The sequence below is a fragment of the Tenacibaculum litopenaei genome, from assembly GCF_964514025.1.
In the GTDB taxonomy this organism is placed as follows: Bacteria; Bacteroidota; Bacteroidia; order Flavobacteriales; family Flavobacteriaceae; genus Polaribacter; species Polaribacter litopenaei.
The window spans coordinates 55,367-76,327 of record NZ_CAZEQT010000004.1 but is presented as its reverse complement, the minus strand read 5'-3'; the positions used below and the strand labels follow the sequence as shown (position 1 = coordinate 76,327).

General features: G+C 39.4%; 13 protein-coding genes. 7 read left to right on the top strand and 6 right to left on the bottom strand.

Translation table 11 applies throughout. The features are described 5' to 3' along the window. From ACKTS5_RS07255 to ACKTS5_RS07245, 3 genes are all read right to left on the bottom strand, one after another. A partial coding sequence (locus ACKTS5_RS07255) for a beta strand repeat-containing protein (protein WP_408043195.1) occupies positions 1-6,887 on the bottom strand: 6,887 nt, incomplete at its 3' end. A gap of 44 nt (positions 6,888-6,931) precedes the next feature. Beyond that, positions 6,932-8,773: a PorP/SprF family type IX secretion system membrane protein gene (locus ACKTS5_RS07250; RefSeq protein ID WP_408043194.1), complete on the bottom strand. Its 1,842-nt coding sequence runs from the start codon at positions 8,771-8,773 to the stop codon at positions 6,932-6,934. 8 nt (positions 8,774-8,781) lie between these two features. Beyond that, on the bottom strand, positions 8,782-11,013 hold the full coding sequence (locus ACKTS5_RS07245) for a T9SS type B sorting domain-containing protein (protein WP_408043193.1): 2,232 nt from the start codon (positions 11,011-11,013) through the stop codon (positions 8,782-8,784). 175 nt (positions 11,014-11,188) lie between these two features. Here ACKTS5_RS07245 and porQ point away from each other — a divergent pair, with 175 nt between their 5' ends. Beyond that, on the top strand, positions 11,189-12,238 hold the full coding sequence (gene porQ, locus ACKTS5_RS07240; RefSeq protein WP_408043192.1) for a type IX secretion system protein PorQ: 1,050 nt from the start codon (positions 11,189-11,191) through the stop codon (positions 12,236-12,238). 341 nt (positions 12,239-12,579) lie between these two features. Further along, a complete protein-coding gene (gene cmk, locus ACKTS5_RS07235) occupies positions 12,580-13,269 on the top strand; it encodes a (d)CMP kinase (protein WP_408043191.1) in 690 nt (229 codons plus the stop codon). A 208-nt stretch (positions 13,270-13,477) separates the two neighbouring features. Here cmk and ACKTS5_RS07230 read toward each other — a convergent pair whose 3' ends face one another. Continuing rightward, on the bottom strand, positions 13,478-14,515 hold the full coding sequence (locus tag ACKTS5_RS07230; RefSeq protein ID WP_408043190.1) for an RluA family pseudouridine synthase: 1,038 nt from the start codon (positions 14,513-14,515) through the stop codon (positions 13,478-13,480). A gap of 9 nt (positions 14,516-14,524) precedes the next feature. Next, positions 14,525-15,088 (bottom strand): PASTA domain-containing protein, encoded by a 564-nt coding sequence (locus ACKTS5_RS07225; RefSeq protein WP_408043189.1) that lies wholly within the window; start codon positions 15,086-15,088, stop codon positions 14,525-14,527. A gap of 213 nt (positions 15,089-15,301) precedes the next feature. On the opposite strand from ACKTS5_RS07225, the gene ACKTS5_RS07220 reads away from it, so the two are divergent. Genes ACKTS5_RS07220 through ACKTS5_RS07210 form a run of 3 tightly spaced genes read left to right on the top strand, consistent with a single transcriptional unit; the run spans position 15,302 to position 18,502 of the window. After that, positions 15,302-16,291 carry a D-alanine--D-alanine ligase gene (locus ACKTS5_RS07220; protein ID WP_408043188.1) on the top strand — a complete coding sequence of 330 codons (990 nt, stop codon included), beginning with the start codon at positions 15,302-15,304 and terminating at the stop codon, positions 16,289-16,291. 9 nt (positions 16,292-16,300) lie between these two features. Continuing rightward, entirely contained in the window at positions 16,301-16,753 is a 453-nt protein-coding gene (gene coaD / locus ACKTS5_RS07215) for a pantetheine-phosphate adenylyltransferase (RefSeq protein ID WP_408043187.1), read from the top strand. A 3-nt stretch (positions 16,754-16,756) separates the two neighbouring features. Further along, entirely contained in the window at positions 16,757-18,502 is a 1,746-nt protein-coding gene (locus tag ACKTS5_RS07210) for a M14 family metallopeptidase (protein WP_408043186.1), read from the top strand. A 78-nt stretch (positions 18,503-18,580) separates the two neighbouring features. On the opposite strand, the gene ACKTS5_RS07205 is transcribed toward ACKTS5_RS07210, so the two are convergent. Then, positions 18,581-18,754 (bottom strand): hypothetical protein, encoded by a 174-nt coding sequence (locus ACKTS5_RS07205; RefSeq protein ID WP_408043185.1) that lies wholly within the window; start codon positions 18,752-18,754, stop codon positions 18,581-18,583. A 148-nt stretch (positions 18,755-18,902) separates the two neighbouring features. Between ACKTS5_RS07205 and fumC the strand changes: the two genes are divergently transcribed. Both fumC and ACKTS5_RS07195 read left to right on the top strand, forming a co-directional pair. After that, the gene (gene fumC / locus ACKTS5_RS07200) at positions 18,903-20,300 is read left to right on the top strand and encodes a class II fumarate hydratase (protein ID WP_408043184.1); all 1,398 of its coding nucleotides are present in this window, start codon (positions 18,903-18,905) and stop codon (positions 20,298-20,300) included. Between the two features lie 154 nt (positions 20,301-20,454). Then, the gene (locus tag ACKTS5_RS07195) at positions 20,455-20,928 is read left to right on the top strand and encodes a nucleoside deaminase (RefSeq protein WP_408043183.1); all 474 of its coding nucleotides are present in this window, start codon (positions 20,455-20,457) and stop codon (positions 20,926-20,928) included. The last annotated feature ends 33 nt before the right edge of the window (positions 20,929-20,961 follow it).

Below are 20,961 nucleotides of genomic sequence, written 5' to 3'. Positions count from 1 at the left end.
CTGTGGTTACTTACTGTAGAAACACAACCTAAAGCATCTTGCACTTGAATAGTATATGCTCCTGGTGTTAATCCTGTAAAGGTATGACTCGTTGAAGTTGCTGGACTTGCATTTACCCAAGCACCTCCGTTGATTCTGAACAAATAATTTTGAACTCCGTTCGCTGCAGTTACTACAATCTGACCATTGGTTCCGTCGTAACAATTGGTAACTGTTGCTGTATGGGTTACTGTTGATGGAGGATTTACCGTGATCGTTGCATTCGAAGTAGAAGCACAGTTTCTGCTATCTCTTGCTTGGATAGTATATGCAGTTCCACTCGCTGCCACGTTGGTAAATACTCCTGAACTCTGCCAAGTAGTTCCTCCATTTATACTGTATTCATAAGGAGCTGTTCCTCCGGTAGCTACAGCTGTTATCGTAGCTCCTGGAGTAGCTGTACAGTTGGCCGGACTTGTTATCGTTGCCGTTACTCCTACTGCTGCTGGCTCTGTTATGGTTACATTTCCTAAATCTAATTCACAAACTCCTGCCGAAATACGAACGCGAACGTTGTTCACTCCATCAGGAACATTGTTTACCGTAACCGGACTTGAAGTCGCATTGATCCAATTGGTTCCTCCATTTACTGTATAGTCAAATGAAGCTCCAAAGTTCGATGCTGCTATGGTAATCGTACCATTATCAGCTCCATTACAAGTACTGTTAGTGCTTCCGGTAATACTCGCAGCAAACTGTTGATTTGCCAAAACAGTAACGGCCACATTAGTGGTACATGAACGTCCGTAGTTAATCGTTACTGTATGAGGACCTACTGCTACATTATTAAATACATTGGTAGTTACTGCAGGTGCTCCGTCTAAACTATAGGTATATCCAGCACCGGTTGGTGTAATGGTAATATTACCACTTCCTGTACAGTTGTACGCTACTGCCGGTGTAAAGGCAGGTAGGGTTGGTAAACGATCAATTGTAATACTAGGTAAAGTTCGTACACAATTATTAGCATCTCTAATTGTCAATACATACGTTCCTTCGGTCAAACCAGTTTTCACACGGTTTGTAGAATATACTCCGTCGATACCATAACTATAAGGAGCTGTTCCTCCTCCTGCAATTGCAAAAGTAATTTCTCCTTGTTGCGTACAGGTATAATTCTCTGTCAAACTGGCAGAACCCGTAATAGTCGTTGGGACTGTTATTGTTTCAGATACTGCTGCACTAGTACAACCATTTGCATCCGTTACCACGAAGGTATAGGTATCTGCACCAAGTGTATTAAACACTGCTGTAGTACTTGCACTTGGCCCAACCGTTGTAGTAGTTCCTGCGGTGGTAGCAGTCATTCTTACTGTGTAAGGACCTACCCCTTGTGTAATAGCTACACTAATACTTCCCGTATCACCGTTACAGTTTGGTTGACTTGGAGTTAAGGTAGCAACTGGGTTCGCTATAGCACGTACTGTTACGTTATCACGGAACTCACAGTACCCTGCATTTCCAGAGTTATCACGTACATAAATGTCGTATACTCCAGGAGCCGTAGCTGCGATTGTGTTACTCGTTCCAAACGTTGGAGTTCCTCCAGTTGGCACGGCTGCGTATCTATAATTCCCATCACCACCGGTTGCATTAATGGTGATACTTCCTGGATTACACGTTATATTAGTTACAGCTGTTGTTGCTGTCAAAGTGTCATCTAACCTATGATTACTTGCTGTTGAAACACAGCCAAGCGCATCTTGAACTTCTATGGTGTAAGCCCCCGGTGTCAAACCTGTAAAAGTATGACTTGTTGCCGTAGCCGGTGTTGGTGCTACCCATGCTCCACCATTAATTCTGAACAAATAATTTTGTACACCTTGAGTTACATTCACCGCAATCTGTCCGTTGGTTCCGTCATAACAATTTGTTACCGTTGCTGTATGGGTAACTGGAGCTGGTGGATTTACAGTTACACGCACAGGGGTACAAGTAACTTTTGTAATTCTGATATTTACATTATCAATGAAATTACCAACAGTCAAACTTCCCGTTGCAGTTGACACTGCTTCAAAAGCGATAACCGTAGTTGACTGACCAGCAGGTACTGTATATGTTCCGGAGTAACTTCCCCATGCAGTATTTCCGTCAGTCATTGTTCTTTGAACAGTAGCCGAACCTAAATCTCCACCGATTTTAACATTCGCAACATCGGTACCGGCACGACCTCTGTGATCTAATGACCATGAAATAATGTCACCAGGTTGTGTACAATATTCTTGGTACAAGGTAGAAACAGCATTTGCATTTAACTCTGCAAATGAAACTCCTTCAGAAGCAGTTACTCCATTAAAACCGTTTGACCAAATTTCTATTCTATTATCTGAAGCCGTAGTGTCCCAACCTGGAACTTGGTCTTCATGCAAACTTCTATATCTTCTACCAGTAGTTGTTGGTAATTCAAATCCTCCATTTACAAAAGGATCTACCGTACAACCACATTCGTCACAATTTCTACTATCACGAACATTGATAATATAATCGGTTGCACTCGGAGCTACATTCGTAAATACTCCTGATGATTGCCAAGTAAGTCCTCCATCTATACTATAGGTATACGGTGGTGTACCACCAGTAGCTACTGCTGTTACTGTCGCTCCAGTTGTTGTACCTGTACACGATGGATTCGAAGTTACCGTCGCTGTTAAGTTTAACTGTGGTGGTTCAGTGATAGTTACATTTCCTAAGTCTACCACACAAGTAGCTCCACCAAAAGTTTCTCTAATTCTGATATTGTGAGTTCCATCAGGAACCCCCACAATACGAGATGGATTGTCAACTGCTGTCAACCAATTTGCTCCACCATCAATAGAATATTCATAATCTCCTCCTACAAAATTACTCGCAGAAATTGTTATCGTTCCATTATCAGCACTGTGACAAACACTATTTGTACTTCCTACCACTGTTCCTGTAAAAGCCTGATTAGCAGCAACATTGAATGAAACATTTCTTGTACAATTACGTCCGTAATTTACAGTCACTGTGTGATTTCCTACAGAAACGTTAGTAAACACGTTGGTAGTCACCGGAGTAGCTCCATCTAAGCTATATGTATACCCCGCTGAGAGTGGCGTAATTGTAACATTACCTGCACCAGTACAGCTATACGCGATTGTCGCGGCCAAGGTAGGAGCCGTTGGCAACGGATCAATAGTTATATTTGATAGTGTTAACACACAATTATTAGCATCTCTTATTGTTAAAGCATAGGTTCCTTGTGTCAATCCACCTTTTACTCGGTTGGTAGAATACACTCCATCAATACCATAACTATACGGTGCCGTTCCTCCTGACGCTGCCGCAAAGGTAATTTCACCTTGTTGCGTACATGTATAATTTTGCGTTAGGCTTGCTGAACCTGTTATTGCAGTTTTGTTATTGATTAAAACCTTATCAATAGTATACAAACATTGGTATGAAGTTTTTGTCGCTCGGATGTTAATGTCATACGATCCAGGAGCTAAACCAGTAAAGTTACCTGTTGTATTCCAGCTAGTTCCACCGTCAATACTATACTCTACAGTATATCCTTGGTTACTTCCATTCACTGATACAGCAATTGAACCATCCGAATTTCCGACACACGAAACATCATTGGCAGTATGGTTGAATGCCAATGGTGGTTCAACAGTAATCGTTACTGGGTTCGAAATTGTAGCACAGTTATTACTGTCAACTACTACAAAACGATAAGTACCTTGATTACCATTCGTAACATTATAAGTTGTATTGGTAAAATAGGCAGACGACGGTATGTCTGCTACATTTGTATATAAATCAGTTCCTTTATCAGTCCAAACTGCAAAAGTATATTGTGCTCCAGTAGTTAACGTTCCTCCAGCCGCAGTCAAATTGATGATTCCTGCTGAGGATCCGGCAGTACAAGAAATATTTTTAGTTGCTGCAGCGGTTAGGGTTAATGCGGGTGCTTGCGTAATCACCACATCCTGAGTTGTGTTACAGCTTGGAGTTGCTACACGAACCGTATAATTACCACCAGTACTAACTTCAAAAGTATAATCATTACTATTGATAGGACCTTGAGTTGCTACCGTAGTTGCTCCTTGTAATAAGGTATAAGTATATTGTCCAGGTACATTGTTGACGCGTACTCTAATTCGACCGCGATCACCTGCACATAAAATATTCGTCGTTGTTACATCCAACGCAATTGAAAGATCACGGATATTAATTGGTCCGAAATCGTAAACACAAGAAGCTGCTGTTGGATTGTTGATACGAATACGTAAGTTATAATCTCCAGGATTAGTTACCGTAAACGTATTAGAATTTTGAAAATCTACAAAATATCCTCCAGGTCCTGAAAGACTGTATTGATATCCTGCAGGAACATTGTTGATGATAATCTGCCCGTTATTTCCACACGTAATATCAGTTTTAACGATATCCGGATTCAACGTAGCTTTGAATACATTAAAGAAATACTCACTCGGACAACGTCCATCGTATAGTACCTCTACTTTATATTCACCAGCATCTGTTACATTATAAGTAAGGGCCGTACTAACTTCATTCCAAGTACAACTCGTATTTTTATTAGCACATCCTGCAGTAGTTTCATCAGGACATGAAGTTTCGTCAAGTTTAAACCAACGTACGGTAGTTCCCGAACCAGGTGTAATTGGTAGATTAATACTTCTAGATCCTCCCACACCACATAAATACATTTCTGCCAAATCGCTACCATCACTAGGACAGGTCAGCATTCTGTCAGCGAAAGGAATTAATGGGTTAGGTTGTGTAGTATAAGGAATTACATTAATGGTTTCCGTTGCATTGATACAACCTACAGGAGCTACTTTGTTAACGGTATACGTTCCCGTTGCGTTTACTGTTATTGATTGTGTATTTCCAATTACTGTTCCTGCACCATTACGCCATTCATATGATGCAAATCCAGCTCCCGCTGTTAGTGTAATACTAGAACCACATAATACTTCATCACGGGTAAAAGTACAACCAGAAGTATCTGCTAAGAAATTAGAGGTACCTACAATACCAAAATTACAGGCGTCTAACCCGGCAAAACTCGGTTCATTTATTTTTCTAGGCAGTCCACCTCGGTCACTATCGTAATTGGCAAAAGCCTGATTTTGTACTACATTTGAACATACATCTCTTAAATCATTACAGGTAGCTGCTACTTTTACTTTAAAACGGATATTGTATTTAGCGCCATTTTCCTGAACCATACTGTCAGGAATCTGAATTGTCAATCGTCCTCTAAATCCATTAGCTAATGACGGAGCAACATACGTTGCGTTACTCGCAGGAATTCCTGCTGGTAACTGAAGATCTCCAGCTACTAAGTCAACATTTTTAGGCAGAAGATCTACGATTTCAGCATTCAATGCGTTGTCAGTTCCTACGTTTTGGAAACTAATATTATACCACAGTTCACTTCCTAATGCTACTGTTTGCCCTGATAAATCATTTCCTGCACCATCGTCAATCGTTTTAATCAACTGTAATTCAGGTTCAATAATTTCTACAGACAGCGCATTTAAAAACGGCCAGTACACATCTCCTCCCGTTGTAAAACGAATATTTGCAGAGGTATCACCATTTCCTATAATACTATTACTTGGATTATTTAGAACTACATGATCCATATCAAACCCTAAAGTATTGGTACTTTGAGGATTTCTTGTAGTCGTATGATTATTATTTCGGGTAATACTTCCGTTAAAAAAGTTATTTGCTGGATTCACAGCATTGGAGATATCTTCATAAGTTCCCACCTTATTACGAATCTGGAAACGATCACCAGAAATATATCCGTCTCCTTCAAGGGTCGCGGCCATAATTTCTGCACGTACTGGACCTGCAGGAATGGTTTTGAATCCAGAATAGCTGATATCTTGACTCGAACTACCATTAACAGAAACAAAACCATCAAAAATAGAAATATTCTTACTTGATTCGTTTTGATTTTCATAGATAATTACCAAGGTCCAACCTGCGGATCCCCCAATACCGCGAAGATTGTCAATACCTCTAGCACCTTTTACATTGGCTACGTAATAATTACCATTGGCGTTTGCCTGACCCGCAACCATAGCGGTAACATCCTTGAAACAAACATAAGCACCATCACTGTTATTATCATAGACTTCTTTGTCAGCAGTAACTGTGCTCGCTGTTAAATCCACATAATTTGCATTCCCTGGGATCTTGAATTTAATACTTCTCAATGCAACTGCATCACGCGCCGTCTGAGTCGCAAAATCTTCATAGGGATATACTCCTGCCCAATACAATCCCGCAAAAACCACACGAGAACAGTTCGGCAACGCTAAAGTAGATCTACTCGAAGAAAATGTCGATCCACTACCAGGAATTCCGTCTGCATTATCAATATCAATATACTGCATGTTGGCCTGTCCATTATTCAATGTATTAATATTTGAATAATAATGACGATTACATGCATCTGTACTCCTCCTATAATACCTAGTTGGTGATGAAGGGTGGCTGTCATTGGCATCTAAACTTCCTGCTGCGGTATATACATAATCCCAATACCAATCACCACAATTATCGAGTTGCCATTGAGCAGAAGAGCTTCTCCTGTATATAGTGGTATACTCACGGTTCATGATATTATTGGCTATGAATGTCATATTTCCTCGGACATTCAAACCTCCGGCACCTAATCGCTGGGTAAATGGGACGTCTGGTCTTGATTTAACAAGGCTCTCTTTGTATTCAATCTTTTTGTCTGGGTCTCCTTTAACACGGTTTTCAAGACTTTTGTCTTGTGCCAACGCATTAAAAGTATACAAGCATAAAGCAATACTAACTAATAGTAATCTTTTCATGGGGTAAGGGGAAAATTAATGTTGTACTAGTTCTTACTTCTAATTTATTTAATATTTATGATAGATTTTCTGTCATAATAGGAACCATTAAGGTTGTTGTTGTACATCTTAATCGCTTCACTTCGGTCATTTGTTTTAAAAATATATACATGTCTATATCCTGTTGCTGGATCTATATAAAAATTTGCGTCAATATTATCTGCTCTCAATTCGTCAATCATACGATCGGCAAAGGCCTTTTTAGAGAATACATTTACTCGTAAATAATATCCTTCTTCCATAGCTCCTTGCTTTTTCATCGGATACACTTTTGCTGGTGGCTGTTTTTTAGGCTCTTGGTAACTCTCACCACTTCCGCCTAAGGTAATTTTCATTACAAACACAGCTTCTTTGTATCCTTTATCCTTCGAAAGTTTTAACGGATCATCATCGCCACCTTCAAAAATCTTCTTTTCTTTAAACTCATCGGTCATCTCTTCAGCATCTTCTTTCTTAGCAAACCTATCGAAGTATACATAATAGTATTCAGTAGCTGGATCGTACACGTATTTTGCTTCTATTTCTTCTTTTTCAAACTTGCGCTTCTTTTCTTCGATATAAGCTTCTACGTTTTCCTTGCTCTTAAATTGATTCGCAGCCACGTAGTACATGGTTCCACCTCCACCAGAACGCGTAATTGTCGCCTGACGCCAAGGAGCATTATTTCTCCTTCTAAGTGAAGTATCTTTTTCCTCAGGACCAGTGGTAGTGGCTGAATCACGAGGTGTTGTAACCGACGTTTTCACTTTTGGTGGTTGATTTTTAAGAATTCTTAAAATCTCGTCGATTTTTTCATTCAGAATTCTAATTGAATCGTGTGCTTGCTCTATTTCAATTGATAGATTCGCGCGTTCTTTATTTCTGTATTCCTTTTTAGGCTGGCGTTGCGGTAACTTTACACTTACCGTTCCTTGTGGCCTTCTAGAAGGTACTCTTCTCGTAAATGATTTGGCTCCAAAATTATAGAGCAATCCAATTTCGTTGGTCGATGCAAAATCGCCTTTCTCATAAGAGAATCCAATCGATAATCTATCTGATAAATTCACCCCTAAACCTGCTGACAAACCGTATTGCTTATCATATCCTGCTTTAATCCATCCAGCTTTTGGTAAATCTAAAATGGCGTTACCTCCAAAACCAAAACTACCCGAACCAGGTTTTCTGGCTTGGGCTAACACTCGTAAATCGGCTCCTTCAAAAATACCACTCGCATAGGTAAATTCATGTGAATACATGGCGTGGGCTGAAAAGGTTTTTTTCCCGAAATCCGTTGCCATCTTATTTTCTTTCAAATTATAATCTAAGAGGTTTTCAAAAAACAATCCTACATCAAACTTCCCAAAAGAAACCGTTACTGCAGGTTGAAAATTAATAATCGGAATATCTTGAAAATTACTAACTGCCGGATCGGGCACTTGTGAATTCACTTTTAGTCCATCGGCACTTCTTCGACTGTACAACACATTGAACCCAAAGGTTAAATCCATTTCTTCGCTCAACTGAATACGCTGTGCATAATTTGCTATGGCTCCAAAATCTTTAAAAACTCCAACTTCCTGTTGATAGATTGCCAATCCTGCCCCTACATTTTCTCTCATTTTACCAGAGTAACTCAGCATATATAACTTAGGAGAATCCTCAAATTCCACAAAACTATTACGCACGATAGCACTGATTGAAGTTTTATTTTCACGCAAAGCCGAAAACGTCGGTACGGTCAAAAAACGGTTAAACTTCATAAAATTACGAGATGTAAAGCTATTATATACCTCCCCACTACCAGACCCTTGTGCATACACACAAGTGCTTAGTATTAATAATAGACAAAACGTACATTTTCTTATCATATCCCTTCTTAATCTATAACTGAGATGCTTCCTGATTTAACTAATTTATCATCTCGTATAATTTGATAATAAAATATTCTTTGATTACCCAAACTTTCACTTGGCCAATCGTTTTTATACTCTGTAGTACTCAACACCTGAACACCATTCGAATCGTAAATTGCGATACGAACAGAAGGTTGAAAAGCGTAACGATTTGATAATTGCCAGGTATCATTGATACCATCAACGGTATTGGGGGAAACAATATTCGGCACAATTATCTGATCATCTTGCTCTACTACTTCAATCGTTTTTCTTACTTCACAACTATCAACGGTTGCTACTAAAATATATTTTCCAACCTTATTAACTTGTAAGGTTGCTGTTGTTGACAATACTGCTCCCGTAGCTTCATCTAACCATTGGTACGAGTTAGCTCCACTTGCCGTAATGTTTGTTGCTTGCCCTTGCACGAGCACTACTTTTACTGATGGCGTCACCTTGACAGCGGAATCATCAAAAGGCACTACTTTAATCGGCGTAAGGTCCTTTGTACATCCAAAGCCTGAAATCTGCAATGTATACTCTCCTGTAGCGTTAACATTTAAAGTTTTCGGATCCGGAACGGTAATTTCCGTCCCATCTTTAAACCACTTATAGGTGAATCCGGCAACAATATCAGAGACCGTGTACACAATACTTCCTCCCGAACACAGGGAATTAGAACCTGTTGAAGAGGAAATTGTCGGATCCGCTATGGTTAATTTAACATCTCGAGGATTGGACTTCATCCCAGTTAAGGTCGGTCCTGCAGACACTACTAATTCATAAGAACCATTTTCGGTATAAGAAGTCACATCTAATTCATTAGTTGTAAAAGGCCCAGCAGAAGCACCATCCTTTAACCAACTGTAGGTCAAGACACTTAACTGTTGTGTTGTCAAATCATATTCAACTCCATCTGCACCCTGCGCCTTAATACCAACGGTTAACAAACGCGTTCGATCGACAGCACATTCCTTGTAATCATTAGCTCTTCGAATTGTAGGTATTAATTTTTTGGTTTCAACCAACACAAAACGATCTGAATCTTTGGTAAACGCACAGGCTCCTGAACCGTCAATGACACGTACGAAATACTCTCCATGCCCAGGTGACAATACCGAAATAGTATTCCCAGCTCCTATATTAATACGTTGCGGAGTTCCTGTAGCATCTAGCTTGTACCATTCGTAGGTATAACTCCCTGGAGGAGTAACCTCAACCTTTAATTGACGCGTTTCTCCTGGCACCCAAACTGTTTTTGTATAATTCTCTTGTTCAACGGTAAACGTGGCTGCAGTCTTTTGCTTAAGCTTTACATCTTGACTACGAGCAGTACAAGAAGGATTCCCAGCAACAGCTGGGGTCTCTACTTCCAATCGGTAGATTCCGAACTGCCCTGTATTTGGAGTCGTATAGCTCCCTGTATTTGAAGTATCTACCAACTTACCATCCTTATACCACTTATACGTCAATTTGGTATTTACATGATCTGCTTTAAACGTATGGGTGTCTCCTCCACATATACTCACCTCGGACACTCCCTTTTCAATCTGGGCTTTTGCTCCATCAATTCTAAATAAAGAAGATACGGTAGAAACCCTTCTACCACAAGTTCCGTAGAAAACCTCAACAGTGTATGCCCCTTCTTGAGTAACCGTCAAATTAGGCTGGCTGGTAGTTTGTAAAAAACTTCCATTCAAAGACCATCTATACTCTGCTACAGTATTTGTATTAAGTACCATTTGAGCACTCCCTCCACTTCCACAGAGATAAACATCACTAAAATTATTGAGTACCAATTGACCACTAGGAATATCGTAGGCAGAGAAGGGATCAGACGGCGGCCCTGTCATGGCAGGTGATGTTGATCTTACTCTTACGCGATATCCTGTTCCGTACGAACCTGCAGGAATTCTGATAGTCGCGGGAATTTTTCCAAAATTCGTATTTTGACCAGTTACCAACCCGACATCAGTAGCACCTGAAAAATCACCAGAAGCGTCTGAAATCTCCAAAATAAATCTATTGGCGTTATCAAAAGGCGTCGTTGTAAATCGGAATGTAAAATTAAAATCGATGGTAGTCCCACAAACTGAAGGTGTTGCACTAGGCAACTCAGGTTTCAACAACACTTGCGAAACCGAGGTTAAGGGGATACATAGCAACCACGCTACTAAAAGTATGTTAAGCCTTTTAGCTATAATTTTACTCATCTAAGGAATTCTTTAGGGGTAGGCAAAGGTACATATAGTTTTCAAAAAGCAAAATTATATGGACAGTTTTACCTCGTGAAAGGTAAAAAAAAATGTCGACTTTAACAAGAAAAGATAATTACAATGAAATAATCAATAATTTTTACGTTTTTTGTAGTAACGTAGATTTTTATTTGTGAAGAAGAGTATTATAGTAATAGTAGTAGGCTTGTTCAGTTGCTCCTTGTGGAGCCAAACTGGAGGTGAATCTGTATACAGTTTTTTAAATACCCCGAGCTATGCTCGACAAATTGCCTTAGGTGGTAAAACCCTTACCCTTATTGACGATGTAAACCAACCTACTTGGAATCCTGCGACTATCAGCAACGCTTTACACCAACAACTCGCCGTCAATTATACGAGTTACTTGGCCGGTATCCATATGGGTTCCGTCTCTTATGCCTATGAAATAAATAAGCATGTTGAAACCCTTCACGCCAATATTAAGTATATTAACTACGGAACCCTCATTAGGGCTGACGAAGAAGGTAAAGAACTAGGTACATTTAACGCCAATGACATTGCCCTGTCTATTGGATATGCCCGTAACATTCCACGTAGTGACTTTTATTACGGAGCCAACATTAAACTTATTTACAGTGCCATCGATAATTTTTCATCCACAGGGATTGCCCTCGATGTAGGACTTAGCTATTACAGTGCCGACCACCCTTTTACTTTTGCTTTGGTGGCACGAAATATAGGTACTCAGATCAGTAGTTTTAACGGTACTCGAGAAAAACTACCATTTGAGGTTGCCTTAGGTGCTTCGTACAAACTGGAACGCGTTCCTTTACGCTGGTACTTGACGCTCGACAACCTTCAAAAATGGCAAGTCGGTATCGCTAACCCCTCCAATGCAACTACCGATTTGGAAGGAAACACTACTCAGGAATCTGTTTCTTTCCTCAACAATGCCTTCCGACACGTTATCATCGGTGCTGAACTATTTCCGGACAGCGCTATTAACTTACGTGTAGGATATAATTTCAGAAGAAGTCAGGAACTTAAATTACAAAATGTACGTTCTTTTGGTGGGCTTTCCTTTGGCTTTGGACTCAAAATGAACAAGGTTAAACTCAACTACGCCTACTCTAAGTTCCACGCCGCAAGTAATGTAAGCACCTTTAGTCTACAAATAGATTTAGACAAAAGAATCCGAGGAAAAGAACCAACGAGATATTAGTTCATAGGTAAATATACTCATGCTAAATATTTAAAGTTGATCATCGACAAGACACTATCAATTTATACGTGTTGAGAAGCTATAGTGTACAAACCATCAACAATACATAAACCAACAACTGACAGTAAAATTTCTGTACGAAGTACTACTACCATTCCAGTATACGACATTCCTGCCGGACAATACATACTGAGAGTTAGCACGAACTACGGAGTTCTAACGAAGCTGTTTGTAAAACTATACTACCGAGCACTCATCGTACTATCAAGGCAATTGTTTTTATTAACAATTGCCTTTTTTTCTATTGCATCCCCTATCTTTGCGCCCGATAAGTAGAACCCATGACAAAGAAAATTACCATAGCCATCGATGGCTTTTCATCTACAGGAAAGAGTACAATCGCAAAACAACTTGCGAAAAAACTCGCTTATATCTACGTAGATACAGGTGCCATGTACAGGGCAGTGACCCTTTATGCCATGCAACAGCAGTATATTTCAAAAGAACAGTTTAATAAAGAAGCTTTAATTGCCGATTTGAACAACATAGAACTCAGCTTTACATTTAACGAAGACCTAGGTTTTGCGGAAATGTATTTGAATGGTAGCAATGTTGAAAAAGACATTCGTACTATCGAAGTTTCTAGCTTTGTAAGCCAGGTAGCTGCTGTATCAGCAGTGCGTAAAAAGCTCGTTCGTGAACAACAATTGATGGGCGCTAACAAAGGAATTGTGATGGATGGTAGAGATATCGGTACCGTGGTATTTCCGGATGCAGAACTCAAACTTTTTATGACTGCTTCGGCCGACAAAAGAGCCACGCGACGCTATAAAGAACTATTAGATCGCGGAGATAACGTAAAGTTTGATGAAATTTTACACAATGTACAAGAACGAGATCGCATCGATTCAACCCGTGACGATTCGCCGCTAGTGCAAGCTGCTGACGCCATAGAGTTTGATAATTCTGATATGGGACTAGAAGAGCAATTTGAACGTATTATGAGTCTTGTAAACGATAGGTTGGCATAACTACTCGTGCTGAAAATTTCGTATTCCATACTTTTTACAAGAAAAAATAAAATACGCGATTCTCAGAAGCATTAAACTGCCTCAACTACATCACAAGACATTTATTTCAAAATACTTACGTAAGATAAATACTCTTTTTGTACATCCACCTTTTGAACGAGGATTTCACAAAAATAAAAAAGCACCTAAAGTTAGGTGCTTTTACGTTTTAAATATCTTGCTGTGTCGAATTTCTGGAATAACTACGCCACTTTTCTAAGCAGTTGGTAATATCCTCTGGAATTTCTGAATTGAACTGCAAAAACTCTCCTGTTTTCGGATGCGTGAATCCTAGAGTTTTCGCATGCAGCGCCTGACGCGGTAATACTTTAAAACAATTGTCCACAAATTGTTTGTATTTAGAAAACGTCGTTCCCTTCAAAATTAAATCACCTCCATAGCGTTCATCATTAAACAAGGTATGTCCTATGTATTTAAAATGAGCACGAATTTGATGTGTACGTCCTGTTTCTAATTTACATTGCACCAAAGTAACGTAATTGAAACGTTCAATAACCTTGTAGTGCGTTACCGCTGGCTTTCCGTATTCACCATCAGGAAATACCGCCATCTGCATTCGATCTTTTAAACTGCGTCCGATATGCCCAGTGATGGTTCCTTCATCTTGTTCCACACTTCCCCAAACCAACGCATAGTACAAACGCTCCGTTGTACGATCAAAAAACTGCTTTGATAAATGCGCCATGGCAAATTCAGTTTTTGCGACCACCAAAAGCCCACTAGTATCCTTGTCGATACGATGCACTAGCCCCGGACGGTCACTACTGTTATTCGGGAGATTTTCGATATGATGGATCAATCCATTTACCAAAGTTCCAGAGTAATTCCCATGTCCAGGATGTACTACCATCCCAGGCGGTTTGTTCACCACAATTACTTCGTCATCCTCATATACTATATCGAGTGGAATGTCTTGAGCCACCAACAAATTTTCGTGAGGTGGATACGACAGCACCACACGAACAACATCGTTTGGTTTTACCTTATAATTCGACTTCACCACAGTGTCATTAACTAAAATGTTCCCTGCTTTTGCCGCCTGTTGAATTTTGTTTCTAGTTGCGTTTTCAATAAAATTCATTAAAAACTTATCGACGCGCAAAGGGTCTTGCCCTTCGGTTGCCACAAAACGATGGTGTTCGTACAACTCCTCGTTTTCTAGTTCATTTGTGTTTCCTTCCTGCATCTGCTATGATTAATTTCCTCCGTTACCGTCACCTAACACCAAATTAATGGTTGTTTGTTTAGGTAGTTTGGTTCCAGGAGCTATCGTATTTCCATTGTATTTCAATCCGCGAACTACATTTTTTCCTAGGTCTTTTACCCACGTTACTTGTGTTCCTACTTTAAATCCTATAGAACGTAAATGCGTAGTAGCCTGACGTCTTGTTCTACCATTTAAATCGGGTACTTCAACATCTCTGTATTTTGACGGATTTAAGGTCAAATATATCTTTCGACGCTCTTTTACAAAATCTCCCGGTTCAGGATTTTGTTCAATCACTGACTTTTTTGGATACGTAGGATTAAAACTAGCACTATCGATTACTTTGTAATCTAGGTCTGCAGCCGCTAAAATACGCTCGACTTCATCGAGGGTCTTTTTCGACAAATCCGGTACCTCAATTTTTTGTCCGTGATTTGTAGTCACACCTAACCACCAACGTAAACCAAATACCAACAGTAGTATACCGACGATAGCGATTCCTATTTGTTTTAAAAATACCTTACTCTTCAAAAATTGAACGATTCCTTTCATATTAGCTTAAATTATCTGTGCCTTTTTTTAAAGCAGCACAAAGTTACTGTAAAAATAGCAGAATTAATTAAATCCACTATCGATTTTCCCAGTTCTCCTTACAAGGCATTTTGCCACTGCGTGTTCTAGACGAATCTTTCTACTCCTAGATAAAGTAAGGAGTTTTTTTGGTAAGTTTGTATCCTAGGGAACTAATTGCCCCTTGTAAACAAAATGAAAAACACCATCGCTATAGTCATGGGTGGCTATTCATCAGAAGTAGCTATATCCCTTCAAAGTGGAGCTGTAGTATACAAACATCTCAATAAAGATCACTACCGAGTATTTAGAGTACACATACTACCCGACCGTTGGGTAGCTTTGGACGCTGAAGCCAATGAATACCCTATTGACAAAAACGATTTTTCCTTTATCATCAATAAGGAGAAAATTACCGTGGACTGTGTATTCAATGCCATTCACGGTGCCCCAGGTGAAAACGGTGCACTCCTGGCCTATTTCGATTTGATCAATATACCTCATAGCTCTGCACCCTTTTACCAAATGGCCTTAACTTTTAACAAAAGGGATACCCTCAGTGTTGTAAGGCAGTACGGTGTTCCGACCGCTACTTCGGTATACCTCAACCAAGGAGACCCTATTGACGAAGTTGCGATCATCGAAAAAGTTGGACTCCCTTGTTTTGTAAAACCCAACAATGCAGGTTCTAGTTTTGGAATTTCTAAAGTCGCTAAAATGGAAGAGTTGTTAACCGCCATAGAACACGCGTACAAAGAAGACAATGAAATTTTAATAGAGAGCTTTTTAAATGGAACAGAAGTTTCGGTGGGTGTCATTGAATACAAAGGAGAAGTTGTAGTCTTACCGATTACCGAAATCGTATCGGAAAACGACTTTTTCGACTACGAAGCAAAATACCTAGGGAAATCTCAAGAAATCACACCTGCTCGCCTGAGTAAAACACAAGAAGAAAACGTTCGTGCCTTGGCAAAACGCGTCTACGAAATTTTAAATATGAGCGGATTTTCGCGCTCAGAATACATCTTTGTAAATGACGTACCTCATTTTTTAGAAATGAATACCGTGCCAGGAATGACTGAAGCCAGTATTCTACCTCAACAAGCAAACGAATACGGTATTTCTCTTTCTGAGTTATTTGCAAATGCCATAGAGCAAGCCCTACAAAAAACAACACAAAACTAACTATCACGTATGAAAAGAGCTATTTTTCCGGGGTCATTTGACCCCATCACCTTAGGTCATGTTGACATCATCGAAAGAGGTGTTACCCTATTTGACGAATTAGTCATTGCCATCGGTGTTAACGCAGATAAAAAATACAGTTTTTCACTCGAAGAACGCAAGCGGTTTATTGAAGAAACCTTTAAAAATGAGCCCAAAATAAAAGTTGTTACCTACAGCGGATTAACGGTAAATTTTTGTAAAGAGATCGATGCTCAATTTATATTGAGAGGACTCAGAAATCCAGCTGACTTTGAATTTGAAAAGGCTATTGCACACACCAATAGAAAACTCTCAGAAATAGAAACCGTATTTTTACTCACCTCTTCTGGTAAGAGTTACATCTCCTCATCCATCGTTCGAGATGTTATCAGAAACAACGGTGATTATACAGGGCTTGTACCCGATGCAGTAAGAATCTAAGCCATGAAAAAACTACTATTTCTCATCGGTATTTGTGCTGCCTGTGTCACGCCACCTCCTACCCAGGAAACCAGCGATCTTACGACCCTTTTTGAACGCTCAAAAGGAACGGAAACACCTACCTATAGCGAAGTAATTTCGTACTATCAGAAACTGGCCGACCACTCTAAGAAAATTTCACTCTTTGAAATGGGAAGCACAGATGCTGGTCGTCCTTTGCATTTAGCAGTGTACAACCCCGAAGGACCTACCAAACTTTCCGATATTCACAAAAGTAAAAAGGTTCGATTTCTCATTAATAACGGAATACATCCAGGTGAATCGGACGGTATCGATGCGTCCATGTTGTTGTTGAGAGATTTGATACAAAACGATTCTCTGCAACACGCCTATAGCAACAGCTTATTATGTGTGATTCCTATTTACAATATCGGGGGAGCTTTACAACGAAACTCTCATACCAGAGCGAATCAAAATGGTCCTAAAGAATACGGATTTCGTGGCAATGCGCGAAATTATGATCTGAACCGCGACTTTATTAAAGCAGACACTAAAAATGCTGCTTCCTTCGCTAAAATCTTTCATCTAGTAGCACCGGATATTTTCATCGATAATCACGTAAGCAATGGCGCCGATTATCAATACGCTATTACTCATTTATTCACCCAGCATAATAAATTGGGTAGCTCTTTAGGAAACTACCTCGAACAAACGGTTCGTCCGAACTTAGAGGCCCGGTTAGCGAAGAAAGGCATCCCCATTACCCCTTATGTCAATGTATGGGGAAGCACTCCTAAAAAAGGTTGGTCACAATTCTTCGATTCACCACGCTACTCTACCGGATATACTAGCTTGTTCCACACTTTAGGAATGATGGTTGAAACCCATATGCTTAAACCCTACCAGCTTCGCGTTACGCAAACCTATGAACTCATGGGAAGCATGTTAGCCATTGCTCAACAAGAACAATCAAAAATTAAAGACTTACGCAAACAAGCCGAGCACTATTGGTTGGGGCAAAAAAAGTACCCAATTCATTATCAGGTAAACAAAGAAACTCCAAGTGCACTGACTTTTAAAGGATATGAAGGTAAGTATGTTCCGAGTAAAGTTACCACCGGCCAGCGATTGTTTTACGACCGTTACAAACCCTATACCGAAACGGTTAATTATTACAATACTTTTGAACCCACCAAGTACGTGGAAATTCCGAAAGCCTATGTACTAAAATCAGGATGGAATAAGGTAGTAGCACAATTGAAAAATAACCAAATTCAATTTAGGACCTTTACAAAAGATACTGTGATGACTGCTGCTGCTTTGCGCATTGAAAACTTCGAAACACGCACCATGCCTTACGAAGGACATTACTTACATTATGGGACTCAAATTTCGACAACTGAAAAGACTTTCCAATTTAAAAAAGGAGACCTTTATATCCCTACTCAACAAATTGGTATACGCTACCTCCTTGAAACCCTAGAACCGGCCGCAACGGACTCTTTTTTTAACTGGAATTATTTTGATACCGTACTCCAACGCAAAGAAGGATTTTCGGCTTATGTTTTTGAAGATATTGCTGAAAAACTACTCGCAGAAGATGAGGAATTACAAATGGCTTTCCGAAAAAAAATGACGGAGGATGCCGATTTTGCGCACAGTCCTTATGCCCAATTAGATTATATATACAAAAATAGCCCTCATTACGAACCCACTCACATGACCTTGCCTATTTTTAAAATACACTAGTCCGCAAGAAAAGTATCTCATATAAAAAAGCTCGTTTCTTTGAAACGAGCTTTTTTATATATCTTATGAATCCACTGCTTACTTACCTTCAGCAGCTCTCTTAGCTTCTCTCTTTAATTTTATATTTTCCCAGATAGTTCCACCAATCCAGTAAGGAACTACAAATGTTAATAAGAAAATTAACAGCCAAAAACCAGCTGTAAAAATGAACATGAATAAAACTAAACCTGAGAATTCCGAAAAATCTAACATCTGTATTTTATTAATATAAGTTACGAGCCACAAAATTAAAACTATTTTTCTGATCATCCAATAAAATCTGACAAAAATCAACAAGTAAACGTTTAAGAATTTGTAATTTTGAGCATCATTAATTTTTAGTATTTTAAATTCATTCAAAATGAAGTACAGAATTGAGAAAGACACTATGGGACAGGTAGAAGTACCTGCTGATAAATATTGGGGAGCTCAAACAGAGCGTTCACGAAATAATTTTAAGATTGGACCAGCAGGTTCGATGCCTTTAGAGGTAGTATACGGATTTGCCTACCTTAAGAAAGCTGCTGCTTTTGCCAACTGCGAATTAGGAGTATTGGCTGAGGAAAAGAAAAATTTAATCGGTCAAGTATGTGACGAGATTTTAGCTGGTAAGCACGATGACCAATTTCCATTGGTTATTTGGCAAACGGGTTCAGGTACTCAATCAAACATGAATGTTAATGAAGTTATCGCTAATCGCGCACACGAAATTGCCGGAAAGGTAATTGGTGAGGGTGAAAAAACGATTCAACCGAACGATGATGTAAACAAATCTCAATCGTCAAACGATACTTTCCCTACGGGAATGCACATTGCTGCTTACAAAAAAATAGTAGAGGTTACTATTCCTGGTGTAGAGCAATTACGCGACACTTTACAAGCCAAATCAGAAGCATTTAAAGATGTTGTAAAAATTGGACGTACCCATTTAATGGATGCTACTCCACTTACCTTGGGACAAGAATTTTCAGGATATGTGGCGCAGTTAAACTTTGGATTAAAAGCCTTAAAAAACACCTTAGAACACTTAGCACAATTGGCACTTGGTGGAACTGCGGTGGGAACTGGATTAAACACCCCTAAGGGATACGATGTTTTGGTAGCAAAGTACATTGCTGAATTTACCGAACTTCCATTTGTTACTGCTGAAAATAAATTCGAAGCATTAGCAGCTCACGATGCCTTAGTAGAAACTCATGGAGCTTTAAAACAATTAGCAGTTTCTTTGAATAAAATTGCCAATGACATTCGATTGATGGCTTCAGGTCCTCGATCAGGAATTGGTGAATTAATCATTCCTGCAAATGAGCCAGGATCTTCTATCATGCCTGGAAAGGTAAACCCAACGCAAGCAGAGGCTATCACTATGGTTTGTGCACAGGTAATGGGTAATGATGTTGCGGTAACTGTTGGAGGAACACAAGGACACTACGAATTAAACGTATTTAAACCTGTGATGGCTGCCAACGTATTGCAATCTGCACAACTTATCGGAGATGCTTGTGTTTCTTTCGAAGCGAACTGTGCGGCAGGTATTGAACCTAACCACACCAGAATTAACGAACTCTTAAACAACTCATTAATGTTGGTTACTGCTTTAAACACCAAAATCGGTTATTACAAAGCAGCTGAAATAGCAAATACTGCGCACGCCAATGGTACTACCTTAAAAGAAGAAGCTATTAATTTAGGCTATGTTACTGCCGAGCAGTACGACGAGTGGGTAAAACCAGAAGATATGACTGGAAGCTTAAAATAAGCACCAACCTTATAACCCATTAAAAAAGAGAGTTTTCGAACTCTCTTTTTTTTGTACCTATTCTCACCTCTTCATACTTTTCTAAGAACAAGTCATCCATTTCTAAAAAAACTCGTATTTTTACGGGCTTTTTTATTTATAAAAACCCAAAAAAATGAACAAACACGAAGCGTATATGAGTGAAGCTGTCAAAGCAGCTTTAAGAGGAATGCAAAATAATGAAGGAGGTCCTTTCGGTTGTATTATTGTAAAAGATGGAGAAATTGTTGGTCGTGGAAACAACAAAGTAACTTCTACCAATGATCCTACTGCGCACGCAGAGGTAACAGCTATTAGAGATGCTTGTAAAAACTTAGGTTCTTTTCAATTAGACGGTTGCATCGTTTATACTTCTTGTGAACCTTGCCCTATGTGTTTAGGTGCTATTTATTGGGCTCGTCCGGATAAAGTTTTCTACGGAAGTAATCAAGTAGACGCTGCCAACATCGGGTTTGATGATGAATTTATTTATAAAGAAATTCCATTGCCTTATGAAAAGAGAAGTATCCCATTCGAACAAGTTGGTAGAGAAATCGCATTGGAGCCATTTCAGAAATGGTCTGAGAAAGATGACAAAATAGAATATTAATATTCAAAACAGCCCTCAGTTTTTTTAAGCTAA